Origin of the sequence: Pseudobutyrivibrio sp. MD2005, assembly GCF_000621865.1 — a bacterium.
Classification (GTDB): Bacteria; Bacillota; Clostridia; order Lachnospirales; family Lachnospiraceae; genus Pseudobutyrivibrio.
On record NZ_KK211360.1, the window covers coordinates 162,058 to 185,727 of the forward strand.

The following is a 23,670-nucleotide window of genomic DNA, read 5'->3' on the forward strand; positions in this document are numbered from 1 at the left end:
TGGTTTATTATGAGCAAGGATTTTGATATTCAAAGCTATATGACTAAGGGTGTGGAGCGCGTAGTAAAGGATTCCCTTAGAGCTACTTTTAAAAATCCTAAAGAAAGTATATTTATGGGCAAATTTGCCTTAGCAACAAAGAAGGCATCTGATATTAGAAAGAAATACGAGGCTGAAGATTTACATGTACCTCCATTTTTAATCGCTTCCATTACTAGTAATTGTAATCTTCATTGTGCGGGATGTTATTCCAGGGAAAATGAGGCTACAAAGGACTGTGAGCCAGTTAATCAGCTTACAGATGCACAGTGGCTTGATATATTTAACGAGGCAGAAGCACTTGGGATTAGCTTTATTTTACTTGCAGGGGGAGAACCTCTTCTTAGAAAAGATGTAATTAAAGCTGCAGCGAAAAAGCCTAACATTCTGTTTCCTATTTTTACAAATGGTGTTTTCATCAGTGATGAATATTTTGAGCTATTTGATAATAATAGAAATCTAGTTCCGATTATGAGTATTGAAGGTCATAAGGAAGCTACAGATAACAGACGTGGCGCTGGTATTTATGATAAGCTTATCAGCAATATGGAAAAGTTTAAGGCTAATAATCAAATATTTGGAAATTCAGTTACAGTCACGACAGAAAATATTGACGATGTTCTTTCTGATGATTTCATTTCTATGCTTCAAGGGTATGGATGTAAAGCTGTTATTTTTGTTGAGTACGTTCCAGTTTCTGATGAGAGCAAAGAGCTTGCCCTTACAGAAGAAATGGAAGAAAAGCTAAGACAAAGAATCGCAGTACTTAGAGATTCATATGAGGATATAGTATTTATATCATTTCCAGGTGACGAAAAGTCCTCTGGAGGATGTGTAGCTGCAGGTAGAGGCTTTTTCCATATTAACTCACATGGAGCAGCAGAGCCATGTCCATTTTCTCCTTTCTCAGATACAAATGTATTAGAGCTAGGATTAAAAGGAGCCATTAGTTCTAAGCTGTTTAATAGCTTGCAATCAGGCGATATTCTAATGGATGACCATGTTGGTGGATGTGTGCTTTATGAAAAACGTGACCAAGTTCAGGCATTGCTTGGATAAGAATTATTCCTTCAATCGATAATATGTTTATTGATTTGAGAGACACAGCGGAATATGTTAATATATTTCTTGGCTAAAATATTATTTTGCACAACATATTGTGTCAGGAGAATAGATGTTACGTTTTATTATTGCGATATTGTCTAACTTAAAGCGTGGGCCAAAGATTGTTTCTACAATGCGTAAAATGATTAAGCATAAGGAAAAATATCCTGAAAAGACACGCTATGCATACGCTTTAAGGCTAATCAGATATCTAAAGAAAAGTGCCAGGATTTCAACAGAAATATATGGCACTGAAAACTTGCCTGAGGAAGGCGGATACGTAATGTATCCAAATCATCAAGGAAAATATGATGCTTTAGGCATTATGTATGCCCATAGAGAACCATGCACATTTGTAATGGATAAGGCCAAATCATACGGATTTTTAGTTCGAGAAATGGTAGATTTGCTTGGAGCAAAGCGTTTGGCACTAGATGATGTTCGTCAGAACATTCGCATTATGGATCAGATAACAAAAGAAGTGCTTGAGGGAACCCGCTTTATTCTGTTTTCTGAGGGTGGTTATGCCACCAATGGCAACATTGTTCAGCGTTTCAAGCCTGGAAGCTTTAAATGCGCTATGAGGGCCAAGGTGCCTATCATTCCGGTTACACTTATTGATTCATATCTAGCTTTCAACAGTTTTAAACCGGGACCAGTCACTACAAAAGTTATATTTGGCAGGCCAATCACCTACGATATGTACAAAGATATGAAGACCCATGAGGTGGCAGATATCGTTAGAAGTACCATTATTTCAACTATGGAAGAATTTGGTGTCTATGTTAACAATCCGGAGAACAATCCTAAAATCCATGAAGAAAACTAAAATATGCTATGAGCTTTGATTTAATTCAAAGCTCTTTTTTAATTTATAGGAAAGATTCTGTGATTCCTATAAAGTGTTGGTTATAAATATAATTGTAACCAGAATTTCTAAAATGGACATAATTTCATAAAATTTATAGTTTATAATGACTTAAAGAATTGTGGGGAATGGTTCAATTTAGGGGGTTAAATATGATTTTAAAGGAGTATGATGGTGATTTATTTCACGTCAATGATCGAGAAACGTATTATGCCCAGGGGATATCAGCCGACTTTGCGATGAAAAAAGGCATTTCTGTCAAATTTAACATGACATACAATACAAAAAATAGACTTGTTTCAAAATACGGAAATTACTTAAATAAATGGGATAACACCAGGGATGGTTCACAGGGATTTTGCATTCTTGAAGATAAGGTCCTTAATCTTGTTATTAAAAGAAATTATATGGATTCACCGACACTGGTATCTGTTAGCATGGCCTTTTTTGAAATGAGAAGTGCTATAGTTACAAATAAAATTAGGGTCGTATCAATGCCGCAAATAGGATGTGGCCTTGATGGGCTTATGTGGGAAGATGTAAAAAAGCAATTAATAATCGCATTAGAAGACACTGATGTCACAATAAAAGTATATAGAACTTAACCAGAGGAGCATGATTTATGGAAATGAATGTTAGAAGAGCGAAACTAATGGGAAGTATATTATCTATTAGCTTTTTCTTTATACATGTACTTATGTATAATATTTTTCTACAGTGTGGCGTTACTCCTATGGTTAGATTTAATGTATTCAGTATTCTTTTCTATCCTTTCATGACAGTGTGTATATTAAAAGGCTGGTATAGATTGTATGGTTTTGGAACTTATTTAGAAGTTGTTGCCCATATGACACTATCAATTATTTTTACTGGATGGGATAATGGATTTCAGGTAACACTGTTTGCTTTGAGCGTACTTGCGTTTTATGCAGAATACGTATGCAGTACACTTAAGACAAAATATTTTAGAGTTCTTTCAATCTGTATAGTTGGTATGGTCGCTTATATTGGTTCATACATTTACGTGTTTTTCCATGGGCATCCATATAATATGCCTGTAAAAGCAAATTATTGTTTAACAATTATTTGGGGCATAGTTACATTTATAATTGTTATAGCGGTTATGCAAGTATTCATATACATAGTTAAAGAATCAGAAGAAAAGCTTGAGCACCAGATGTCCCATGACAAGCTTACAACCTTACCTAATCGTTACTATTTTTCAAATTATATTGAGGATATTAACAATAATCGAGGGTTGAATGGTTATTGGATCGCAATCGCTGATATTGATGATTTTAAGCAGATTAATGATACTTATGGACATAATTGTGGAGATTATGTTTTAGCCACTGTAAGTGATATCTTTAGAAACCATGACGAGGTGTTATGCTGTAGATGGGGCGGAGAGGAATTTATTTTCGTTAGCTCTGGAAGAGGCGGACAAGTGGAAGGTTATGAATTCATTGATGATCTGCGTAAAATAATTGAGAATTATGAATTTCGGTTTAATGGATTTAGCTTTTATGTAACTGTTACTATTGGAATGGCAGTTTATGACAATGACATGACTATTGATTCATGGATTAGTACCGCTGATGGCAAGCTATATGAAGGCAAGCATAATGGTAAGAACAAGATTGTTTTATAGTTTAAAAAACATTAAAGACCCACCGATAATGGTGGGTCTTAATTATATAGTAATGAACATTTTGAATTAGCAATATTAGATATCTACTTTTGTTGTTCCGCCGAGGAATGTAGGAAGTGATTTTCCATCGCGCTTCCACTGAGAGTATTCGGCAGTAGCAGCAAACATAACGTCACCAGCTGAATTAAGAGCTGTCTCTACAGAATCCTGTACAACTCCAATGATAAATCCTACTGCAACAACCTGCATTGCAACATCTGAGTTAACACCAAATAATGAGCAAGCCATTGGAATAAGAAGTAATGAACCACCTGCAACACCTGAAGCTCCACAAGCTGCAAGAGTAGCAATGAAAGCAAGGATTAATGCTGTTGCAAACGATACCTGAATTCCGACTGTATTAGCTGCTGCAAGTGACATAACAGCGATTGTAATAGCTGCACCATCCATGTTGATTGTTGCGCCAAGAGGAATTGAAACGGCATACATTTCTCTATCCATACCGAGAGCTTCACAAAGCTCCATGTTTACAGGAATATTAGCAGCAGAGCTTCGTGTAAAGAATGCTGTTACGCCTGATTCCTTAAGGCATCTAAATACTAGTGGATATGGGTTTGTGCGAAGAACAATTGCTGCAAGCAATGGATCAACAACAAGAGCAACTGTGAGCATGCATCCAACTAAAAGAGCGAGGAGTTTACCATAATCTGTGAAGATTGCAAGTCCATTAGTTGATACGTTTGCGTAAACAAGACCCATGATACCGAATGGTGCAAGGTTAATAATCCATTTAACTGCTAAAGATACGAGTTCTGAAATATCTTCCATTACTTTCTTGGTTGTATCGCTAGCTGTTCTCTTTGCTGCAAGACCAAAAATTACTGCCCAGAATAGAATACCGATATAGCGACCATCAACGATAGCGCCAACTGGGTTGCCGACCATAGTAGAAAGAAGATTAGAAAGGACTTCACCAACACCTGTTGGAATTGTTTCTGCTTCAGCGGCTTCAGTAAGTACGATTGTTTGTGGGAACATAAAGCTACCAACTACAGCTACAAAAGAAGCAAGTAAAGTACTTACCATGTAGAGCAGGATAACGAGACCGAAACGGCGGTCGAGTTTATCATTGCCCTGAGCAAGTGATGAAATAACGAGTACAAATACAAGTACAGGAGCTACGGCCTTTAATGCGCCTACAAAAATAGTTCCTAATAAAGAGATACAATTTAAATTATCAAACAGAAGTCCAAGGACAACACCAATTAATAAACCGCATAATATTCTGATGATAAGACTTATGCTGCTGTACATTTTTATGATTTTCATATTATTTCTCCTAAGTTTTATTATAAGATGAAGGTATATAGATTAAGCAGTTTTATTAGCTTCTTTTTCTAGGCTTTTTTTTTGCTTTAATTCGTGCTCGTGAAGCTCCTGAATGTCATCAAGTGCAGAAAGCATTGGCTTTACATCTTTGTGCTGAAGATTTCTTTGAATGTAATTGTGTGTAATCTTCATTACCGTACCACTAAGACTTAAAACACCAATAAGGTTTGGAATGGCCATCATACCATTTAAAGTATCTGAAATATCCCAAGCGAGAGATAAGTCCATTGTTGCACCAACTACAATAAATAATACGAATACAATCTGATAGAACTTAATATTCTTTCTTCCAAAGAGATATTCGAATCCTTTGCTACCATATTGGCTCCAGCCTAATGTTGTAGAGAAGGCGAAGAGTAAGATCGCAACAGCGATAAACATTGAACCAAAGCGTCCAAATACTGTTGAAAATGCTTCAGCTACAAGAGCAGTTGAAACCTGGTCTGAGATTACAACACCTGTTTCAAGATCAACAAGTCCACTTGAAAGCACAGCGAAGGCTGTAATTGTACAAACAACAATTGTATCCGCGAATACTTCGAAGATACCCCACATACCCTGAACAACTGGCTCTCTAACATTAGAAGATGAGTGAACCATTACTGAAGAACCAAGACCTGCTTCGTTTGAGAAAACGCCGCGCTTCATTCCCCATTGAACTGCCATTGCAACACCGCTACCAACAATACCACCGCCAACAGCACGCATACCAAAAGCGCCTTTAATAATAGAAGTGAATACTGCACCAAACTGATTGATGTGAACAGCGCATACAATGATTGCACAAATCATATAAATAACGGCCATGAAAGGTACAAGCTTTTCAGTAACTGCTGCAATTCGCTTAAGTCCACCTACAATTACTAATGCTCCAAGAATCATAAGGAAAATACCAGTTACTAATGAAGGGATACCAAAGGCTGACTTAATATTTACAGCGATAGAATTTACCTGGCCCATATTACCGATACCAAATGATGCACCAATACAAAATACACTAAATAATGTGGCGAGTATCGCACCGATTTGCTTACAACCCTTTTTAGAACCTAGGCCATCGTGAAGATAATACATGGCACCGCCACACCATTCATTTCTTTCATTACGTCTGCGGTAGTATATACCAAGAACATTTTCGGCAAAGTTTGTCATCATACCGAAGAAAGCAACAATCCACATCCAAAAGATAGCACCAGGACCACCAGAAGCTATGGCTGCTGCAACACCGGCGATATTTCCTGTTCCAATTGTAGCTGCAAGTGCTGTGCAAAGACTTTGGAACTGGGAAATCTGTGTATCTTCCTTATGTGTATGTGCTGTAACATGTGAGTCTTTGAAGATACCGCCAATTGTATTAGAAAGCCAATGCTTAAAATGACTAATCTGGAAAAACTTGGTGAGGCATGTCATGAGAATACCTGTTCCAACCAGCAAGATAAGCATTGGAAGTCCCCATACAAATCCGTTAATTGCGTTATTGATTACTTCAACTTTTGATAGAAAGCTTTCCATATTTCCTCCTCTTACTTTCGGGCACCTGAATTACCCAAAAAATATATGAAGAATATACCATACTACTTTACTAATGTAAAGTGTTAAATTGTGTTATAATATCTTAATAAATAATGAGGTTTATATGTAATTTTGCTATAATATCAACGAAGAGAAATCTTTAGGTAATATTTCATCGCTATAAATGATTTAAAGCCATAACTTCATATTTATAAATGGGAGATACTTGTAAATGTTAAAAACTGTTGTTATATATGGGCAGAACCACAAAAGCTCGACTTATCATATTGCCCATAGCTTAGCTGAGAAAATAGGCGGCGATATAACAGAATATTTTTTGCCAAGAGACTTTGGTGAGTTTTGCCTTGGATGTAATACATGTTTTTTCAAAACTGCTGATCACTGTCCACATTATGCGAAGTTGCAGCCTATTATTAAATCATTAGACGAGTCTGACGTAATAATTCTTGCAAGTCCAGTTTATGTATATCATGTAACTGGTCCAATGAAAGCATTTTTAGATCATTTTGGTAATAGATGGATGGTCCATTGTCCAGAAGAATCCATGTTTAAAAAGCAGGGAGTTTGTATCTGTACAGCTGCCGGTGGAGGTATGAAATCTACATTAAAAGATATGGTAGATAGCCTTTCTTTCTGGGGTGTTGCAAGAATTCGTAAATACGGTAAGGCTGTTATGGCTGTAAATTGGGAGGGTGTCAGTGATAAAAAGAAAGCTCTCATTGATAAAGATATGACATTTCTTGCCAATAAGATAATTAAAAACAGCAAAAATGTTAGGGCTTCATTAAAGACTAAGCTATTATTTTACTGTATGAGATTTGTTCAAAGAATCAGTAAAAATCCAAAGGATACTAAATACTGGAATGATAAAGGATGGCTTAAAGATAAAAGGCCTTGGAAATAATAAAAGCGCACTATTCAAATGAGTAGTGCGCTTTATTTCTTTTGGGCAACTAGAGTTTTAGTGCAAGCTTGGCCTGAACAAATTCTCGAAAAGCAGCTGCTGCTGGTGTTTCTTCTTTTTCAGTATTTTGGTAAAGATTAATAATTCGCTTAATATCTGGATTATCAAGTTTTATCATTTTAGCTTGAGAAAAACCAGCCAGGCCAGGAGCGTTCTGAGGGATTAGTGCTACGCACTCACTTCGTGAAATCATTTCTAAAACAATACTGTAGTGTGTGGTTTCCAATCTGCAATTAGGTATGAACCCATATTGCTTACAAAGTTCAAGAATTCTTGCTCTATGAGAATGTTCAGCCGTAGGTAAAATGAAAGGAAGATCTGCGGCCTCTTTAAGAGAAATAATATCTTTTGAGGCGATTTTCATATCTTTATTTACAACCAAAGCATACGGCTCATCCATTATTTTCACAAGATGCTTAAAGGAATTATTGGTGTTATGACTATTAGTATCATCAAAGTTATTTGAAGAACTTGCAGGCGTTCTTGCAAAGCCATCAGAAAAATTTATATGTGTATCACCAGAGGTGGCTCTAATTGCAAAATCACAATCATCCCAATCAACATAATTATCGTATGCGTAGGATGTCTTTTCACAGAGAAGAATGTTGGGATATAGAAGTGAAAACTCTGAAATCAATCTAGCTACGTGCATATTTTCAACGCAGGTGACAATTGAAAGAGAGCCTGCAGTTTTAGAATTTGTTTTTGATGCAAGTCGAATTAAATCTACCTGAGACAGAAACTGCTCACAGGTATTATAGAATTCTTTACCACTTTGACTTAGGATGATGTTTCTTCCAGCTCTTTCAAAAAGAACCATATCTAGTTCCTTTTCCATAGTTTTGATTATTCTACTAAGAGCAGGTTGCGATACATGCAATTCTTCTGCGGCTTTAGTCATGTTTCCGATTTCTGCGATTTTTCTAAAATATTCTAATTGAGTGGTATTCATTTTAACTCCATTTTGTCTAAAAAGTAAGTTATATAATTATCAATATTGCACTAAAATGCTATGGAAAATAAATAAATCATAACATTACTGTTATGATTATATACCAAAATGTCTATTAGACATAGAGGAGATTTGCAAATATACTTTAAGTATAAATTAGTTAAATAATTAACAAGATAGAAAGGGAATGGTTATGGATAAGAATTTTCCGACAAACCGCAGTATCTGGATTAAATCAGAGCCTGAAATTGACGTAACACAATTTGCAAAGACCGAACTAGATATTCAATACGCCAATGAATCTGTTAATCAGATTTTAGATATATGGTATCCAGATAAGGGAGAGGGCCCATATCCTGTTGTGATAGTATTTCATGGTGGGGCTTTCGCTGCTGGTCATAAGCGTACTCATTATATTAAGAGCATGTGTAAGCCGATTTCACAGGGCTATGCTATTGCAACAATTGAGTATCGTCTTTATTCTGAGGCCAAGTGGCCAGCGCAGCTATATGATGGAAAGGCTGCAATCAGATTTTTAAGAGCTAATGCAGAAAAATACAATCTTGATCCAAACAAATTTGTTGTTTGGGGAAACTCTGCAGGAGGAAATGTTACTCAGCTTTTAGCAGTGACAGGGGATAATCCAGAGATGGATGATTTATCAATAGGAGTTGAAGCTTCTAGCAAGGTGCAGGCAGCAATTGCCTGGTACACAACTAGTGAGCTTATGAGTTGTGAACAGTTTGGTTTTGATATAGCAGAAAAGCGTAATGCAACAGGTGCTGGTAAAGGAATGATGCCAGGTGATGGTAAAGGGGCAAACTCTATGTTTGGAGAGCTTTTAGGTTTTAATCCATTATGGTATCCTGAAAAAACATTAAAGGCTAGTCCGATTGCGTACGTTACTAAGGATTGTCCTCCAATGCTTCTACAGCATGGATTAAATGATATGGTTATAGATCCAAGACAATCGATTTACATGAAAGAGAAGATTGATGCTCTATGTGGAGAGGGTCGTGCTGAATTAGATCTTTTTGAAGGGGAGCCACATGGAAGTCAGGTAATTAAAGCGGACGAAAACATTAACCGTTGTATTGATTGGTTGGATAAGATTTTCTGGGATGGAAAGAACCCATATAGATGTCCGTTAAAAGACATTAAAGTTCTACCATTAGAACAATAGTAATCATGTATAAAGGAAAGGGAGTTTAAAATGGCTACAACAATTTCTGTATTAGGCCTTCTATTGGCGGCAATTTTGTTTATTGTGGTTGTATGGAAGGGGTTAGATGTATTTACATCTACAATTATTGTATCGTTTATAATTATTGCTACTAGCTGGATGAACTGGTGGGATTCGCTTACAAATTATGCTGGTGGATACACAGCATTCATTGGAAGTCAGATTTTCGTGCTTGTTATTGGTGCTGTATTTGGTGAGCTTATGGCTGCTTCAGGAACAGCAGAGGCAATCGCCAATGTCATTACTGAAAAGCTTGGTGTAAAAAATGTTATTCTTTCAATTACAGTTATAACAACAGTATTTGTATATGTTGGTATTTCTGGATTCGTAGTACTTTTTGTTATTGCACCTATAGCAACAGTTATGATGAAGCGTGCTGGTTATCCTTATAGAATGATTCCTGGAATCATCTTCATCGGAGCTACATGCTCAGCTATGTTGCCTTATGCAATTAATGTTACAAACACAATTCCTGCATCAATTATTGCAGAGCAGCTTCCTGGCGAAAGCGTTTCACTTGGTAGTGCGCCAGTTCTTGGTATTGTTGCATTTGTTGTTTCAACAGCAGTTGGTTATGGATATATGGTATATGCAGCAAAGAAGGCTGCCGTTGCTGAGGGAACAGTAGTTGATACTACAACACCGGTAAAGATTGTTCCTACTCGTGATGATCTACCTTCAGTAGGCGTTGCACTTATTCCATTTATCGTTGTAATTGGACTTGTACTTGCGTTCTCAAATGTTAAGGCTATTAAGATGGAAAATGCCAACGCAGTCGTAGTTCTTGCTATGTTTGTGGGAAGTGTATTACTTGTTGTTCTTTGCCACAAGCAGATAGGTGACAAGCTTAAAGATACTATTGGAAAGGGAGTACAAAACGGTGTTGGCGCAACTGTTATGGCTGCTGCAATTATCGGTTTTTCAACTGTACTTCAGTCAAGTATTGGTTTTGAAGCTATTAAGAATTGGGTTTTAAACTTCAATATGAATCCATACATTACAGAGTTCCTTGGATTAAATATCCTGGCTGGAATCATGGGTAGTGGAACAGCCGCTGTTCAGACATTCTTCCAGTTCTTTACAACAACTCTTGTTCAAAAGGGGGCAAGCCCAGCTGCGTTACATCGTATTGCTCCAGCAGCTGTTACAGGTATGAATACTCTTCCAAATGCAGGCGGTATGGTCGCTCAGCTTAACTGGATGAAGATTTCTCTTAAGGATGGTTACTGGTATGTATTTGTTACATCTGTAATTGCTCCTATGGTTGGTGCTTTTGTTGCATGTCTTGTAGCAATGGTAATGTATTAATAATATATTGTAAGAGCTATAAAATAAGCGCTTATCTCATTATTGGGATGGGCGCTTTTGTGATTATATGATAAAGTAATTGTATTGTGACTTTAAGGGAAAACAAAAGAATTAAAAGGAGAATGTTATGCAGGAGTTAGTATTACACAGAGTATATAAGCATTTTAAAGGAGATTATTATTTAGTGGAGGATGTAGCAAAAGACTCCGAAACCCAAGAAGATATGGTGGTTTATCGTAAGCTTTATGATGACGGGTCACTTTGGGTTAGACCTAAAGAAATGTTTTTATCTGAGGTTGATCATGAAAAATATCCTGAAGTTAAGCAGAAATACCGCTTTGAACTTCAGGATATTGCAAGCAAGAAACATTAAATAGTAAAAAGGGACGCCAATTGGCGTCCCTTAAATTATGTTTAACAAATTTGCTATAGATATAATCTATTGCCAGATATAAATTATTGGAATTATACAGAGCCAAAATGTAGTGATAGGATATGACCAAGTTCTTCAAGAATAATAAATACATGGAGGCAACTTAGTTGATTGAACTAGAAAACATTGTAAAAACATTTTCCGATGGCGGAGAAAATAGCGTAGAAGCATTAAAGAATGTTTCAGTAAGTATTAACGATGGAGATATATACGGAATTATAGGTTTTTCTGGGGCAGGAAAATCAACATTGGTTAGATGTATAAATCTTTTGGAAAAACCTTCATCCGGCACTGTTAAGATTGATGGAATTGATATTACTGAGCTTAAGCCAAAGGAGCTTAGAGAAGAAAGAAAAAAGATTGGAATGATATTTCAGCACTTCAATCTTATGCCATCCAGAACAGTAATAGAAAATATTATCTTACCGTTAAAGCATAGTGGTTTATCAAAAGAAGAAATCTATGGGAGAGCAAGATATTTGTTGGGGCTTGTTGAGCTATCTGATAAAGAAAATGCTTATCCAGCTGAGTTATCTGGAGGACAAAAACAGCGAGTTGCAATTGCAAGAGCACTAGCAAATAATCCAAAGATTCTTCTTTCAGACGAGGCAACAAGTGCTCTTGATCCACAGACTACAGATTCTATTTTAAAGCTTCTAAAGAAATTGAATTCTAAACTAAATATTACGATTGTTGTTATCACTCATGAGATGGATGTAATTAAACAAATCTGTAATAAAGTTGCAGTAATGGATCAGGGTGAAGTTGTAGAGACAGGTGATGTGTTTGATATATTTGCTAATCCTCAGGAAAAGCTAACTAAGGACTTTATTAAGACTACATCCAATCTTTATAAGCTGGAGGATATTTTAAGCGACAATCCAGACGGCATTTCAATTCAAGCTGATGATGTGGTGGCACGACTTACATATCTTAAGAAGGATGTTTCAGAGCCAATCATTTCTACTGTTACAAAGAAGTTTGATTTGAATTTAAATATTTTACTTGCAGATGTGGAAATTGTTTCAGGAGCTCCAATCGGTGGTACTGTTGTAATCTTTAGTGGAGACCCAAAAAATATCGAGGGTGCTATTAAGTACTTGAAAGATAAGAGCGTACGAGTTGACATAATTAATTTTGATAAGGAGACCGACAAAAATGAATAATAGTTTTGCAGAGCTTGCTCCAAATCTTTCAGATAAATGGGCTGATTTTATTCAGGCGATAATCGACACATTCATTATGGAGCTTTGGGCAGGAGCCATAGTATTTATCATTGGATTTATATTTGGAATCATTCTTACTGTAACACGTAGTGGAGGGATTCTAGAAAACAAATATATTTATAAAGTATTGGATATAATTACAAATCTATTTAGATCAATACCTTTTATTATTTTGCTGACAGCACTTATGCCACTTTCAAGATTACTGATGGGAACGGCAATTTACATTAGAGGTGCTATTGTTCCACTTGTATTTGGGGCAGTTCCATTTTTCACAAGACAGGTACAATCAGCGTTGGCACAGACTTCAGATGGCCTTATAGAAGCTGCTACAGCAATGGGACTATCTCCATTTGACATTATCATAAGAGTCTATTTAAGAGAAAGTATAGGACCACTTGCAAGAGCTACAACCATTACGGCAATAAGCCTTCTTGGACTTACAGCCATGGCTGGTGTAGTTGGAGCAGGAGGACTTGGAGATTTTGCAATCAGATATGGTCATGATAGAAACATGACAGATATAACTTGGGCAACGGTTATTGTTTTGGTAATAGTTGTGAGCGTATTTCAGTTTGCTGGTGACAAGGTAGCAAAGAAAAATTCTCATGATTAAATAAATAAGATATAGAAGGAGACATTATGAAAAAGAAATTTTTATCTATTTTACTAACACTTACTACAGTGGCAACACTGGCAGGCTGCGGAGCAAATACAGGCTCTGAAAATCAAACTGATGGAACAAAGGAAGCTGCAACAGAACAAGCAGCTGATGGAGAAACAGTCGATATTAAGATTGGCGTTGTAGGCTCTATTTACGAAGATCTTTGGGCAAATGCTGTAGATACACTTGCAGATGAAGGAATTAACCTTGAAATTGTACAGTTTTCAGATTATGTAACACCAAATAATGCTCTTGCAAATGGCGAGATTGATTTAAATGCATTCCAGCATCAGATTTATCTTCAGTCAGAAATTGATCAGTATGGATATGATTTAACAAATATCGGAAATACGTTTATCATCCCTCTTAATTTATATTCTGAAAAGATTAAGTCGGTAGATGAACTTAAGGATGGTGATACAATTGCTGTACCAAATGATCCTACAAATGAAGGTAGAGCTTTAAAGGTACTTGAGGCAGCTGGAGTAATCACCCTTAAAGATAATGATAATTTCAATCCAACTCTAGATGATATTGAAAAGTACAATGTGAAAGTGACAATCGAGGAGCTTGCAGCAAATACAATTCCTTCAACTCTTCCAGATGTTACAGCAGCAATCATTAATGGTAACTATGCTTTAGACTTTGGTCTTGATGTTGAAAGTGCAATTTACAAGGATACAGTACTTGATGAAGAAAAGTATTGGAATCTTATTGCCGCAAGAACCGAAGATCTTTCAGATCCTGAATTAGTAGCTGCTTATGAGAAGGTTGTAGAGGCATTCCAGACAGATGCAACAGAGAGTGTATTCAATGATACATTTGGCGGATACTTCATCAAAGTAGGTTGGGACCAGGATAGATTAAGCGAGTATAAATAATGAGACCATTATCAGAAAGAACAGCAAATTTTACAGACTCAGTCATTAGAAGAATGACAAGAGTGTCAAATAAATATTCCGCAATAAATCTTTCTCAAGGATTTCCGGATTTTGATCCACCAAAAGGAAATCCTTGATAGATTAAAAGAGGTTGCAAGCGAGGATTTTCATCAATATTCAATTACTTGGGGTGCGCAAAATACAAGAGAAGCATTGGCAGCAAAGGCAACAAGATTTATGGGAATAAATGTTGACCCAAATAGTGAAGTGGTAATTACATGTGGTGGTACTGAAGCCATGATGGCAGCGGTGATGAGTGTTTGCAATCCTGGAGATAAGGTGGTTATTTTTTCGCCATTTTACGAAAACTATGGAGCTGACTCTATTCTATCTGGTGCCGAGCCTATATATGTTCCTTTGAAGCCTCCAACATTTTCCTTTGATGCCGACGAGCTTGAGGCTGCATTTAAGAAGGGGGCAAAAGCTTTGATACTTTGCAATCCTTCTAATCCATCGGGAAAAGTCTTTACCTTAGAAGAAATGCAAACTATTGCAGACATCGCCATCAGATATGATGCATATATCATTACAGATGAAGTGTATGAACATATAGTTTATAGCCCAAATAAGATGGTGTACATGGCGGCTCTTCCAGGAATGAGGGAGAGAACTATAGTGACAGGATCTTTATCAAAGACATATTCCATTACAGGCTGGAGACTTGGTTATACTATAGCGCCTACAGAAATCACTGAACGTATTCGTAAAGTACATGATTTTCTAACTGTTGGAGCAGCTGCACCTTTACAAGAGGCAATTGTAACGGGGCTTAAATTTTCTGATGAATATTACAAAGATTTACTTGAAAAATATACTCATAAAAGAGATCTGTTTTGCGATGGTCTTGCTGATATCGGATTAAAGTTTAAAAAGCCAGAAGGCGCCTACTATGTAATGGTAGATATTTCGGATTGGAAGTATGATGATGATTTGAAATTCTGCTACGATTTGGCTGAAAAAGTTGGAGTTGGAGCGGTTCCTGGCTCAAGCTTTTTCCATGAAAACATTAATAATTACGTCAGATTTCATTTTGCAAAAAAAGATGAAACATTAAATGGCGCATTAGAACGACTTGCAGATATAAAGAAAAAGATGGAAGTGGCTAAATGATAGATATTCTTAATAAAGCTAGAGATAATAGAGACTATATAATTGAATTACGACGAGATTTTCATAGTCATCCAGAATTATCTTTGCAGGAATTTAGAACAACCGAAAGAATCGAAATTGAGCTTGAAAAATTAGGTATTAAACATAAGAGGGTATCTGAAACTGGGGTTGTAGGCATTTTGGAAGGCGATTTAAAATCGGAAAATGAAGTTGCACTTAGAGCTGATATAGATGCGTTGCCGATATTAGAAATCAAGGGGAGAGAGTACGGTTCAAAAAATCCAGGTGTCATGCACGCCTGTGGACATGATTCACATACTGCTATGTTACTAGGAGCGGCAAAAATATTATCTGAACATAAATCATCTCTAAAAGGAAAGGTTCGCTTTTTGTTTCAACCGGCAGAGGAAATCGGAACTGGTGGAAAAATATTTGTAAATAAAAAATGCGATACGCTTGGAAAAGCAAATAGAATTCTTGGTATCCATTGTGCTCCGGATTTACGAAGTGGCACTATTGGTATCAAAAAAGGCATCAATAATGCTAGTGTAGATCATTTCACCATAAAGATAACTGGCAAAGAGGCTCATGTGTGTAAGCCTGAAGAAGGTGTGGATGCTTTATATATTGCAAGTCAAATTGTGGTTACCTTGCAAGGAATAGTATCTCGAATGACATCACCAATTGAACCGGTGATAATCGGCGTTGGAAAGCTTGAGGCAGGCACGGCTTACAATATTGTAGCTGGTTCGGCAGTACTTGAAGGCACTACAAGAAATGTGTCAGACGAAAATAGAAAGAAAGTTAATAATCTTATTAATGATGCTGCGAAGTCTATAGCAAAGCTTTATGGCGGTGATGCCATAGTTGAATGGGAAGATTTTGCATCTGTCTTAGTGAATCCTGAAACTGGTTGTGATGAAGCTATTAAGGCTGTTAGGGGAGTTTTCGGGAATGACTTAAAGATCAAAACTGATAGAGACATTTATCTTTCAGGCGATGATTTTTGCGAATATCAAAAAGAAATCGAGGGTGTTTACGTTTATCTTGGAACAGGTAATCCTGATGTGCCAGGCAGTGAGAATCCTTATCATACCTTTGATTTTGATATTGATGAAAATGCTCTAGAAATCGGCGCTGCAATTTATGCTGGTTATGCAGACTGGGTGCTTAATAATCTTGACTAAAGGGGACATAATATGAGTGATTTTAAAGTTGGAATAATTGGTTTAGGGCATGTTGGAGCCCATGTTTTATATACGTTGGCTTTACAGGGGCTTGCCGATGATTTTGTGCTTGTAGATCTTGAAGAGAAAAAAGGAAAGCTGACTGCTGAAAGGCAGGATATTCTTGATTCCACAGAATTCTTACCTCACAGAGTAAATATTAGAATAGGCGAAATAGAGGATTTGGGGGACAGGGATGTTATCGTAAATGCGGTAGGTGATATAGCTGCTCTAAAAGGCTCTAATACAAGGCTTATGGAGCTTGAATTTAACACTAAGGCTATTGCAAGCTATGGCACCCGCTTAAAGAACTCTGGATTTAATGGCATACTTATTAATATTTCAAATCCATGTGATGTTATTACTAAAAAGCTTAGTGATATTCTTAGCTTAGAAAAGGGAAGAGTTTTTGGGACTGGAACAGGACTTGATACTGCAAGATTAAAGCTTCGTCTTCAAGAAAAATCTGGCGTAAGTGCCGAATCTATCACTGCATATATGATAGGTGAGCATGGCAGCAATCAGATTGCCCCTGCGTCAGCTATAAGCTTCAATGGGCTTTCATTATTCGATTTCGAAAAGGCCAAAGGAATTAAGTTTGACTTACCTGAAATAGAAAAGGATGCCAAAGAAGGCGGCTGGATTACATATAACGGAAAATTCTGTACAGAATATGCAATAGCTCTTACTGCCGCTCGTTTAGTAAGATTCGTAAGGTATGATGAGAAAGCAATTGTTCCTGTAAGTGCGCCCCTTGAAGGGGAATATGACGAAAACGAACTGTTTGTAGGTGTTCCAGCAATTGTAGGAAGAAATGGAATTGAAAAAGTCATCGAGATTCCACTTTCAGAATCAGATAAAAAACGTTTTCATGATTGCTGCGAAAGCATAAGAGCTAATCTATAAAAGAGAAAAAATGCTTTTGACTCAAAACATATTTTGAATGCTGGAATGTCCTACGATATTGAGACTGCCTAGGTTTAAGAGAATGCTGTATTTATCAACATTCTTCATACTAAGTGAAATAATACCTAAAAATTGCTATAAATATTTGTGCAGTATTCGGCCGGAAGATTACTTCAAAACGTTTGACTTCTAATAGCATAAAGGTGTATTTTAAGTATAGAAAATATGGAACGGGTTCCATAGCATAAAATAGAACGCAGGACCGGGCTGCGTTTTTTATTGAGGGGATATGGAACGGGTTCCATATATATGATTTGAAATTAGGAGGAGAGAGAAAAATGAAAAGAAAAATGCTTTGCACAACACTTGCTATTATGATGGCATCATCGCTTATTGCTTGTGGTTCTTCAAAGTCTTCAGATGACGCAGGAACAGAAGCTGCTGCAAACACACAGGGAGATATGGAGAATGCAGTAATTACAATTTGGTCTCCAAGTGATAAGGAGTCTATTGAAAATTGGTGGGCTGAGAAAATAGATGAATGGAACGCTGAGCATCCAGATATGCTTGCAGCTAGAGAGGCAATTGATCGTTCTGATTCATATGCTTATGACAATAAGATTGCAACTGCAGTTACATCAAATGACCTTCCTTCAATTTTCTTTGTTGATGGACCACAGGTTTCATATTATGCAGCTAATGACATCATCGTTCCTATTACAGATTATTTTAGTGATGAGATTGACGATTTTGATCCTGCAACTCAGGCTCAGTGCACATATAATGGAGAATTATATGCAATCTCTGCAACACAGTCTGGTGTAGCTTTCTACTACAATAAGGATTTATTAAAGGAATGTGGTGTTGATACAGATGACTTGGATTCAAGAACACTTGATAATCCTATCACATGGTCAGAAATGGCAGACATCGCTAAGAAATGTACAACAGATAGCTATGTAGGAACACACATTATCATGGATCACGGCGAAGGTATTCCTTATGCACTTGAGCCAATGTATCTTTCAGCTGGAAAGGATTACATTTCAGAAGATGGTACAACAGCTGATGGCTATGTAAATAGTGACGAAGCAGTTAAGACAACAGCATATCTTGCAGATTTAATTGCAAACGGATATGCAAATGTAGATCCAATTACAGATGAGTTTTTAAATGGTGCATGTGCTACTGAATTAGGTGGTTCATGGGATGTTGCAACTCTTGAGGCAAACGCTGATTTTGATTGGGGTGTAACATATTATCCTGTTGCTGATGATACTAAAAAGGCAGTTTCTCCTTGCGGTGACTGGTCAGCTGCAGTATCAAAGGATTGTGAGAACGTTGAGGCTACAGGTGAGTTCCTTAAGTGGTTAATGAATACAGAAAATGTCGCTTCATATGCAGATGCTATCGCAAAGCCTGCAACACGTGCATCATCATATGATGAAGAGTGCATGGCAGCATACGCTGAAGGACCAAGAGCATTATTCGTAGAGCAGCTTCAGAACACAGCAGCTCCACGTCCAAGAACTCCATCTTATGCAACATTCTCAACAGATTATGCAGAGGCAATGACAAATATATTCTCTGACGCAGCTTCAACAAAGAGCGTTGATGAATCATACATCAAAGAGCAGCTTGATTCGGTAGCTGAAAGTTTTGCTGAGGATTACAATACTTACTACGCAAAGTAGTTCGTAATGGTAAAAACAATTATAAAAGTCGCATCTATTATGGTGCGACTTTTATAAAATAAACTCACGTGAAAACGACTAGAGAATTACATAAAAATGGGAGCAATATCTATGGCAAAAATTGAAAAACTGTCTGGAAGAAAAAGAGATGAACGTATTGCTGGATATGTTTTCGCGCTGCCTGCAGTAGGTTTACTGCTTGCTTTTCTTGCAGTACCAATAATATATACGATTTACTATTCAGTATTTCAATATCAGGTAATGAGACCAAACGATATTTTATTCGTTGGACTTGAGAATTATAAGAAATTATTTTCAGATTCAGACTTCTGGATTTCATTAAAAAACACATTTTACTTCACAATTGTAGTTGTGCCTGTACAGTGCACATTGGCATTGGTACTTGCAATGCTTGTATCAAAAAAATATAGGGGAGTTTCATTTTTTAGAACGATGTATTTCAGTCCACAGTTAACATCTATGGTTGTTATATCTGTTCTTTGGACTGTTTTATATAATTCAAATCCTAATACAGGATTAATCAATGCTCTTTTAGCAAATTTAGGAATGGAGCCAATCAACTTCCTGACTAATGAAAAAACAGCCATGAATTCAATCATTTTCATGTCTGCATGGCAGGGAGCTGGTTATCAGATGATGATTTTTTTGGCAGGCTTACAAGGCATTCCTAAAGATCAATATGAAGCTGCTTCGGTAGATGGTGCGACACCATGGCAACAGTTTTTGTTTGTTACACTTCCTAATCTAAAGGGAACAATTAAGTATGTCATTATGATTACCATGATTCAGGCCATGAAGTTGTTTACACAGCCTTATGTAATGACACAGGGTGGTCCTAGAAATTCAACAAAAACTATGGTGTATTACATCTATACACAGGGTTTCCAAAAAGGAAATTTTGGATATGCCTGCGCAGTTGCTGCTGTATTTTTCGTAATAGTTGTGGCTATGTCCCTATTCCTACAGAAAGTAACAGCAGACAAATGAAAGGAGTAGCTTATGAAATCTTTAAAAGCGCAAAATGCTCTTCAAAAAATATTCTTTTATGCTGGTAATACAATTATTGGAATTATTTTTGTGTCTCCACTAATCTGGATGATAGCTGCATCGCTGAAGCCGGAAGCAAAGATATTTGCAAATATGAATTCAATAAAGACTTTCATTCCTGAAGAGGCTAGTTTGGACAACTTTATTGAAGTTTTTAGAAGAGTAGATTTAGCTAATGTTTTTAAAAACACACTTACATATATTTTATTAATACTGGTTCTAGATTTATTAATTAATTCAATCTGCGGATATGCACTTGCTAAATTCCGTTTTAGAGGAAGAAAACTAATACTTAGTTTTGTTGTAGCGCTTATGGTTATGCCTATGGAGGCTATATTGCTTCCAATGTATATAGAAATGAGCCAATTAGACTGGGTAAATTCACTACCTGCACTAGTGGTTCCTTCAATTGCAAAATGCTTCTCAATCTATATGTTTTATAACTTTTTCAAAGACATACCAGATGATTTATTAGAGGCGGCATCAATTGATGGCAGCTCTCCAATAAGAACATTTTTTAGCATTGTAATGCCTATTTCAAAGACAGTTTATGCTACAGTATTTATCCTTGATTTTGTAGCACATTGGAATGATTTCATGTGGCCATTCTTAGTAATGACAGGAAAAGATAAGCGTACAATTCAGCTTGCAGTTCAATCGTTCTTTGGAACACAGCCTGTTCATTATAGCGCTATTATGGCTTCCTTAGTTTTATCTGCAATTCCAATGATTGTTATGTTTGTATTCATGCAGAAATACTATGTTGAAGGTATTGCTTCTTCAGGTATAAAAGGTTAAAAAACACAGTTTAATAATCAATTATTTGCTTGATTAATCATCCAAAAACCTATATCGTAAACTATATCCACGAGAAAGGATAAGAACGTATGGCGACAATTAGGGATGTAGCACAAAGGGCAGGCGTTGGAGTAGCGACAGTGTCTAGAGTGCTTAGTGAAAATGGATATGTAAAAGAGGAAACAAGGCAAAAGGTACTTGAGGCAATTCAGGAATTAAACTATACCCCAAATGAGATTGCAAGAAATTTGTACTATAAAAGAACGGGGATTGTTGCTGTAATTATCCCTCAAATTTCCCATCCATTTTTCGCAGAATTTGTAGATAAAGTGGTTGTAGAACTATTTTCGTATAATTATAAAGCTATGATTTGCAATACATGGTCAGATGGCAGCTATGAACTTCAGTATTTTGATATGCTGAAACGCAACATGGTGGACGGCATCATATGTGGAACTCATTCTATTACCAATGAAGAGTACTTCAATATTGATAGGCCGATTGTGGCTTTAGATCACACATTTGGTAAAGCTATACCGTGCGTTTCAGTTAATCATAAAGAAGGTGGCCGTCTAGCCGCTATGGAGCTTATTGAGGCTGGTTGCAAAAACGTGTTGCAGTTTAGAGGCTCTTCGAAAACCGGTTCTCCAGCTTTGCTTAGACATGATGTATTTGAACAAATAATAAAGGAACATGGCATTGGCTACCATGAAATATTAACAGACATAAACGATGTGTCTGAAGCATCTGCTGATAAAGCTACTTATGAATTTATAAATAATTATTCAGATGTAGATGGTATATTTGGCACAGACATTATAGTTATGTCGGCCATGAAAAGGGCTCACGAAAAAGGAATAGATATTCCGGGTCAATTAAAAGTGGTAGGTTATGATGGAACAGAGATGAGCAGGCTTGCCTCCCCAGGACTTACTACCATTTGCCAACCGATTGGTGATTTGGCCAAAGAATCAGTCAAAATTATGATGGACCTTATTAACGGTAAAGACGTAGATACTAACGAGGTGCATTTATCAGTTAGTTTACATAGAGATAAATCTACGGCGCATTAATATTGTTTATATGACTTTTTCTTCATCCTTCATATTCTTATATAGAAGAGGTTTTGAATTCATTTTAGAATTCGGACCTCTTCATTTTTTATTGCTATGAATTAGCACTAGTTTTAAAATGAAAACATGATATGGAATTAGGGGATATTGAGTAAAGGAGGAGGCGGTATGAAGCATAGTATCGATACTTATAGGCTATACGCAGATGAAAGTGTTATTACATTTTCTGTCAGAATTAAGGTCACCATGAAAGATGAGGTGGATATTAATATTCTAAGACATGCGGTTAATGTTGCAATTAAGAGATACCCATATTTTGCTGTGAAGGTTGTGCTTGGCGAAGATGGTGGTTATGATTTTGAGCCTAATAATCTAGATGTAGTTGTCATGCCAACACCTAAAAAGCTTCCGCCTCTTGGAAGTGAAGAAGTGAATCTGCATCTATTGTATGTGGATTGTGATGGGAAAAATATTAATTTTAATATTAGTCATTCTATGTGCGGTGGAAGAGGTATTCTACCTTGGGTAATGACAAATGTATATCAGTATGTAGTAGAAAAATATGGAGTTACTCCAAATGTGCCTGGAATTAGAAAGCCAGATAGTCCTTTGCTGCCAGGGGAAGCTGATGAGCCTAGCTTAGAGACAATCCCTGATGAGGAGCCTATTTATGAATATAAGAGTAAAAATCCGGTTGTAATGCTGATTGATTATCTCAATGGTTTATATAATCCTTTAAAAAGAAATCCTAATTATTATTTCTTTACATTTAATCAAAAGGACATTATGAATTTTGCAAAAGATAATGATTCAAGCGTGGCAGCATTTTTCTTAGTTGCCTTAGCAAAGGCTCTTCATACATTACTTCCAGAAAAATATGAGGTGATTGGCGGTGAAATAGCTCATAATCCATCGGCGGATATCGGAATGCCTAACACACATTGTGATCTTTTGTCGCATATTCACATTGATTATAAAAGGGATTATTTTAACTATGATATTGATAAACTTGGTACACTTACCAGAAGCCAGATAATTCTTCAGGCTGATCCTTCAGTTAGCGCTTACGAGCTAAAAAAGCGTCTAATGCTAATAGAAGAAGTCGATAAAATTGATGGTCTCAAAAATAAGCGCTCGTTCTATCAGAAAAATGATCCAAGTAGGGGCAAGGATGCTAAGCATGGAACGTTTATTGTAAATTATACAGGTAAGATGGATTGGGGTGATGTGGCAGACTATGTAGAAAGCTATGGAGCATTAGTAGATGGTCATCTGCTTCTGGAAGTTACATCTATGGCGGATAAAATATTTGTTACATTCATGCAACTCATCAAAGAAAGCAAGTATGTAAATGCATTTTGTAAAGTAATGGATGACCTGGGAATTGAATATAAGATAGAAGGGCCATACAAAAACAATAGGCCAAAGCATCAGGTGCCACAAAAATAGCTTGAGGCTTTTTATTAGCTGAAATAGTATT

The 23,670-nt window shown here is 36.6% G+C and carries 21 protein-coding genes and 1 pseudogene; 19 read left to right on the top strand and 3 right to left on the bottom strand.

The window, feature by feature from the left end; all coding sequences use genetic code 11:
• Positions 1-9 precede the first annotated feature (9 nt).
• From T498_RS0113580 to T498_RS16410, 4 genes are all read left to right on the top strand, one after another.
• Positions 10-1,098 carry a radical SAM/SPASM domain-containing protein gene (locus tag T498_RS0113580; RefSeq protein WP_028236399.1) on the top strand — a complete coding sequence of 363 codons (1,089 nt, stop codon included), beginning with the start codon at positions 10-12 and terminating at the stop codon, positions 1,096-1,098.
• 115 nt (positions 1,099-1,213) lie between these two features.
• A complete protein-coding gene (locus T498_RS15905) occupies positions 1,214-1,972 on the top strand; it encodes a lysophospholipid acyltransferase family protein (RefSeq protein WP_051524832.1) in 759 nt (252 codons plus the stop codon).
• A 191-nt stretch (positions 1,973-2,163) separates the two neighbouring features.
• Positions 2,164-2,616, top strand: a complete 453-nt coding sequence (locus T498_RS16405; protein ID WP_051524833.1) for a hypothetical protein — start codon at positions 2,164-2,166, stop codon at positions 2,614-2,616.
• Between the two features lie 17 nt (positions 2,617-2,633).
• Positions 2,634-3,662: a GGDEF domain-containing protein gene (locus tag T498_RS16410; RefSeq protein ID WP_051524836.1), complete on the top strand. Its 1,029-nt coding sequence runs from the start codon at positions 2,634-2,636 to the stop codon at positions 3,660-3,662.
• Positions 3,663-3,737: 75 nt separating this feature from the next.
• Here the strand turns inward: T498_RS16410 and sstT are convergent, their stop codons facing one another.
• A complete protein-coding gene (gene sstT / locus T498_RS0113600) occupies positions 3,738-4,991 on the bottom strand; it encodes a serine/threonine transporter SstT (protein WP_028236400.1) in 1,254 nt (417 codons plus the stop codon).
• A gap of 42 nt (positions 4,992-5,033) precedes the next feature.
• A complete protein-coding gene (locus T498_RS0113605) occupies positions 5,034-6,563 on the bottom strand; it encodes an alanine/glycine:cation symporter family protein (RefSeq protein WP_028236401.1) in 1,530 nt (509 codons plus the stop codon).
• A gap of 232 nt (positions 6,564-6,795) precedes the next feature.
• Between T498_RS0113605 and T498_RS0113610 the strand changes: the two genes are divergently transcribed.
• On the top strand, positions 6,796-7,488 hold the full coding sequence (locus T498_RS0113610; RefSeq protein ID WP_028236402.1) for a flavodoxin family protein: 693 nt from the start codon (positions 6,796-6,798) through the stop codon (positions 7,486-7,488).
• A gap of 49 nt (positions 7,489-7,537) precedes the next feature.
• On the opposite strand, the gene T498_RS0113615 is transcribed toward T498_RS0113610, so the two are convergent.
• Positions 7,538-8,500, bottom strand: a complete 963-nt coding sequence (locus tag T498_RS0113615; RefSeq protein WP_028236403.1) for a LysR family transcriptional regulator — start codon at positions 8,498-8,500, stop codon at positions 7,538-7,540.
• Positions 8,501-8,693: 193 nt separating this feature from the next.
• Here T498_RS0113615 and T498_RS15920 point away from each other — a divergent pair, with 193 nt between their 5' ends.
• The 14 genes and pseudogenes from T498_RS15920 to T498_RS0113685 all read left to right on the top strand — a co-directional run bounded on the left by T498_RS15920 (position 8,694) and on the right by T498_RS0113685 (position 23,639).
• Positions 8,694-9,683: an alpha/beta hydrolase gene (locus T498_RS15920; protein WP_036978603.1), complete on the top strand. Its 990-nt coding sequence runs from the start codon at positions 8,694-8,696 to the stop codon at positions 9,681-9,683.
• A gap of 30 nt (positions 9,684-9,713) precedes the next feature.
• The gene (locus tag T498_RS0113625; RefSeq protein ID WP_028236404.1) at positions 9,714-11,051 is read left to right on the top strand and encodes a GntP family permease; all 1,338 of its coding nucleotides are present in this window, start codon (positions 9,714-9,716) and stop codon (positions 11,049-11,051) included.
• 127 nt (positions 11,052-11,178) lie between these two features.
• Positions 11,179-11,424 (top strand): DUF1653 domain-containing protein, encoded by a 246-nt coding sequence (locus tag T498_RS0113630; RefSeq protein WP_028236405.1) that lies wholly within the window; start codon positions 11,179-11,181, stop codon positions 11,422-11,424.
• A gap of 167 nt (positions 11,425-11,591) precedes the next feature.
• Positions 11,592-12,650 carry a methionine ABC transporter ATP-binding protein gene (locus T498_RS0113635; protein WP_028236406.1) on the top strand — a complete coding sequence of 353 codons (1,059 nt, stop codon included), beginning with the start codon at positions 11,592-11,594 and terminating at the stop codon, positions 12,648-12,650.
• Positions 12,643-13,326, top strand: coding sequence for a methionine ABC transporter permease (locus T498_RS0113640; protein WP_028236407.1), 684 nt, complete (start codon positions 12,643-12,645; stop codon positions 13,324-13,326). Before T498_RS0113635 ends, T498_RS0113640 begins: the two co-directional genes overlap by 8 nt.
• 26 nt (positions 13,327-13,352) lie before the next feature.
• On the top strand, positions 13,353-14,255 hold the full coding sequence (locus T498_RS0113645; protein ID WP_036978607.1) for a MetQ/NlpA family ABC transporter substrate-binding protein: 903 nt from the start codon (positions 13,353-13,355) through the stop codon (positions 14,253-14,255).
• Positions 14,255-15,425, top strand: a pseudogene (locus tag T498_RS15925) (pyridoxal phosphate-dependent aminotransferase). The gene T498_RS0113645 and the pseudogene T498_RS15925 overlap by 1 nt, the downstream one beginning before the upstream one ends.
• Complete coding sequence (locus T498_RS0113655) at positions 15,422-16,612, top strand: M20 metallopeptidase family protein (RefSeq protein ID WP_036978610.1); 1,191 nt, start codon at positions 15,422-15,424, stop codon at positions 16,610-16,612. The pseudogene T498_RS15925 and the gene T498_RS0113655 overlap by 4 nt, the downstream one beginning before the upstream one ends.
• Positions 16,613-16,624: 12 nt before the next feature.
• Positions 16,625-17,557 (top strand): lactate/malate family dehydrogenase, encoded by a 933-nt coding sequence (locus tag T498_RS0113660; RefSeq protein WP_028236410.1) that lies wholly within the window; start codon positions 16,625-16,627, stop codon positions 17,555-17,557.
• Positions 17,558-17,895: 338 nt separating this feature from the next.
• Positions 17,896-19,251, top strand: coding sequence for a sugar ABC transporter substrate-binding protein (locus tag T498_RS0113665; RefSeq protein ID WP_028236411.1), 1,356 nt, complete (start codon positions 17,896-17,898; stop codon positions 19,249-19,251).
• Between the two features lie 111 nt (positions 19,252-19,362).
• Positions 19,363-20,259, top strand: coding sequence for a carbohydrate ABC transporter permease (locus T498_RS0113670; protein ID WP_081779775.1), 897 nt, complete (start codon positions 19,363-19,365; stop codon positions 20,257-20,259).
• Positions 20,260-20,271: 12 nt separating this feature from the next.
• Positions 20,272-21,117, top strand: coding sequence for a carbohydrate ABC transporter permease (locus T498_RS0113675; RefSeq protein ID WP_028236413.1), 846 nt, complete (start codon positions 20,272-20,274; stop codon positions 21,115-21,117).
• An 89-nt stretch (positions 21,118-21,206) separates the two neighbouring features.
• Positions 21,207-22,190, top strand: coding sequence for a LacI family DNA-binding transcriptional regulator (locus T498_RS0113680; protein WP_028236414.1), 984 nt, complete (start codon positions 21,207-21,209; stop codon positions 22,188-22,190).
• Positions 22,191-22,358: 168 nt separating this feature from the next.
• Complete coding sequence (locus T498_RS0113685) at positions 22,359-23,639, top strand: hypothetical protein (protein WP_028236415.1); 1,281 nt, start codon at positions 22,359-22,361, stop codon at positions 23,637-23,639.
• Positions 23,640-23,670 lie beyond the last annotated feature (31 nt).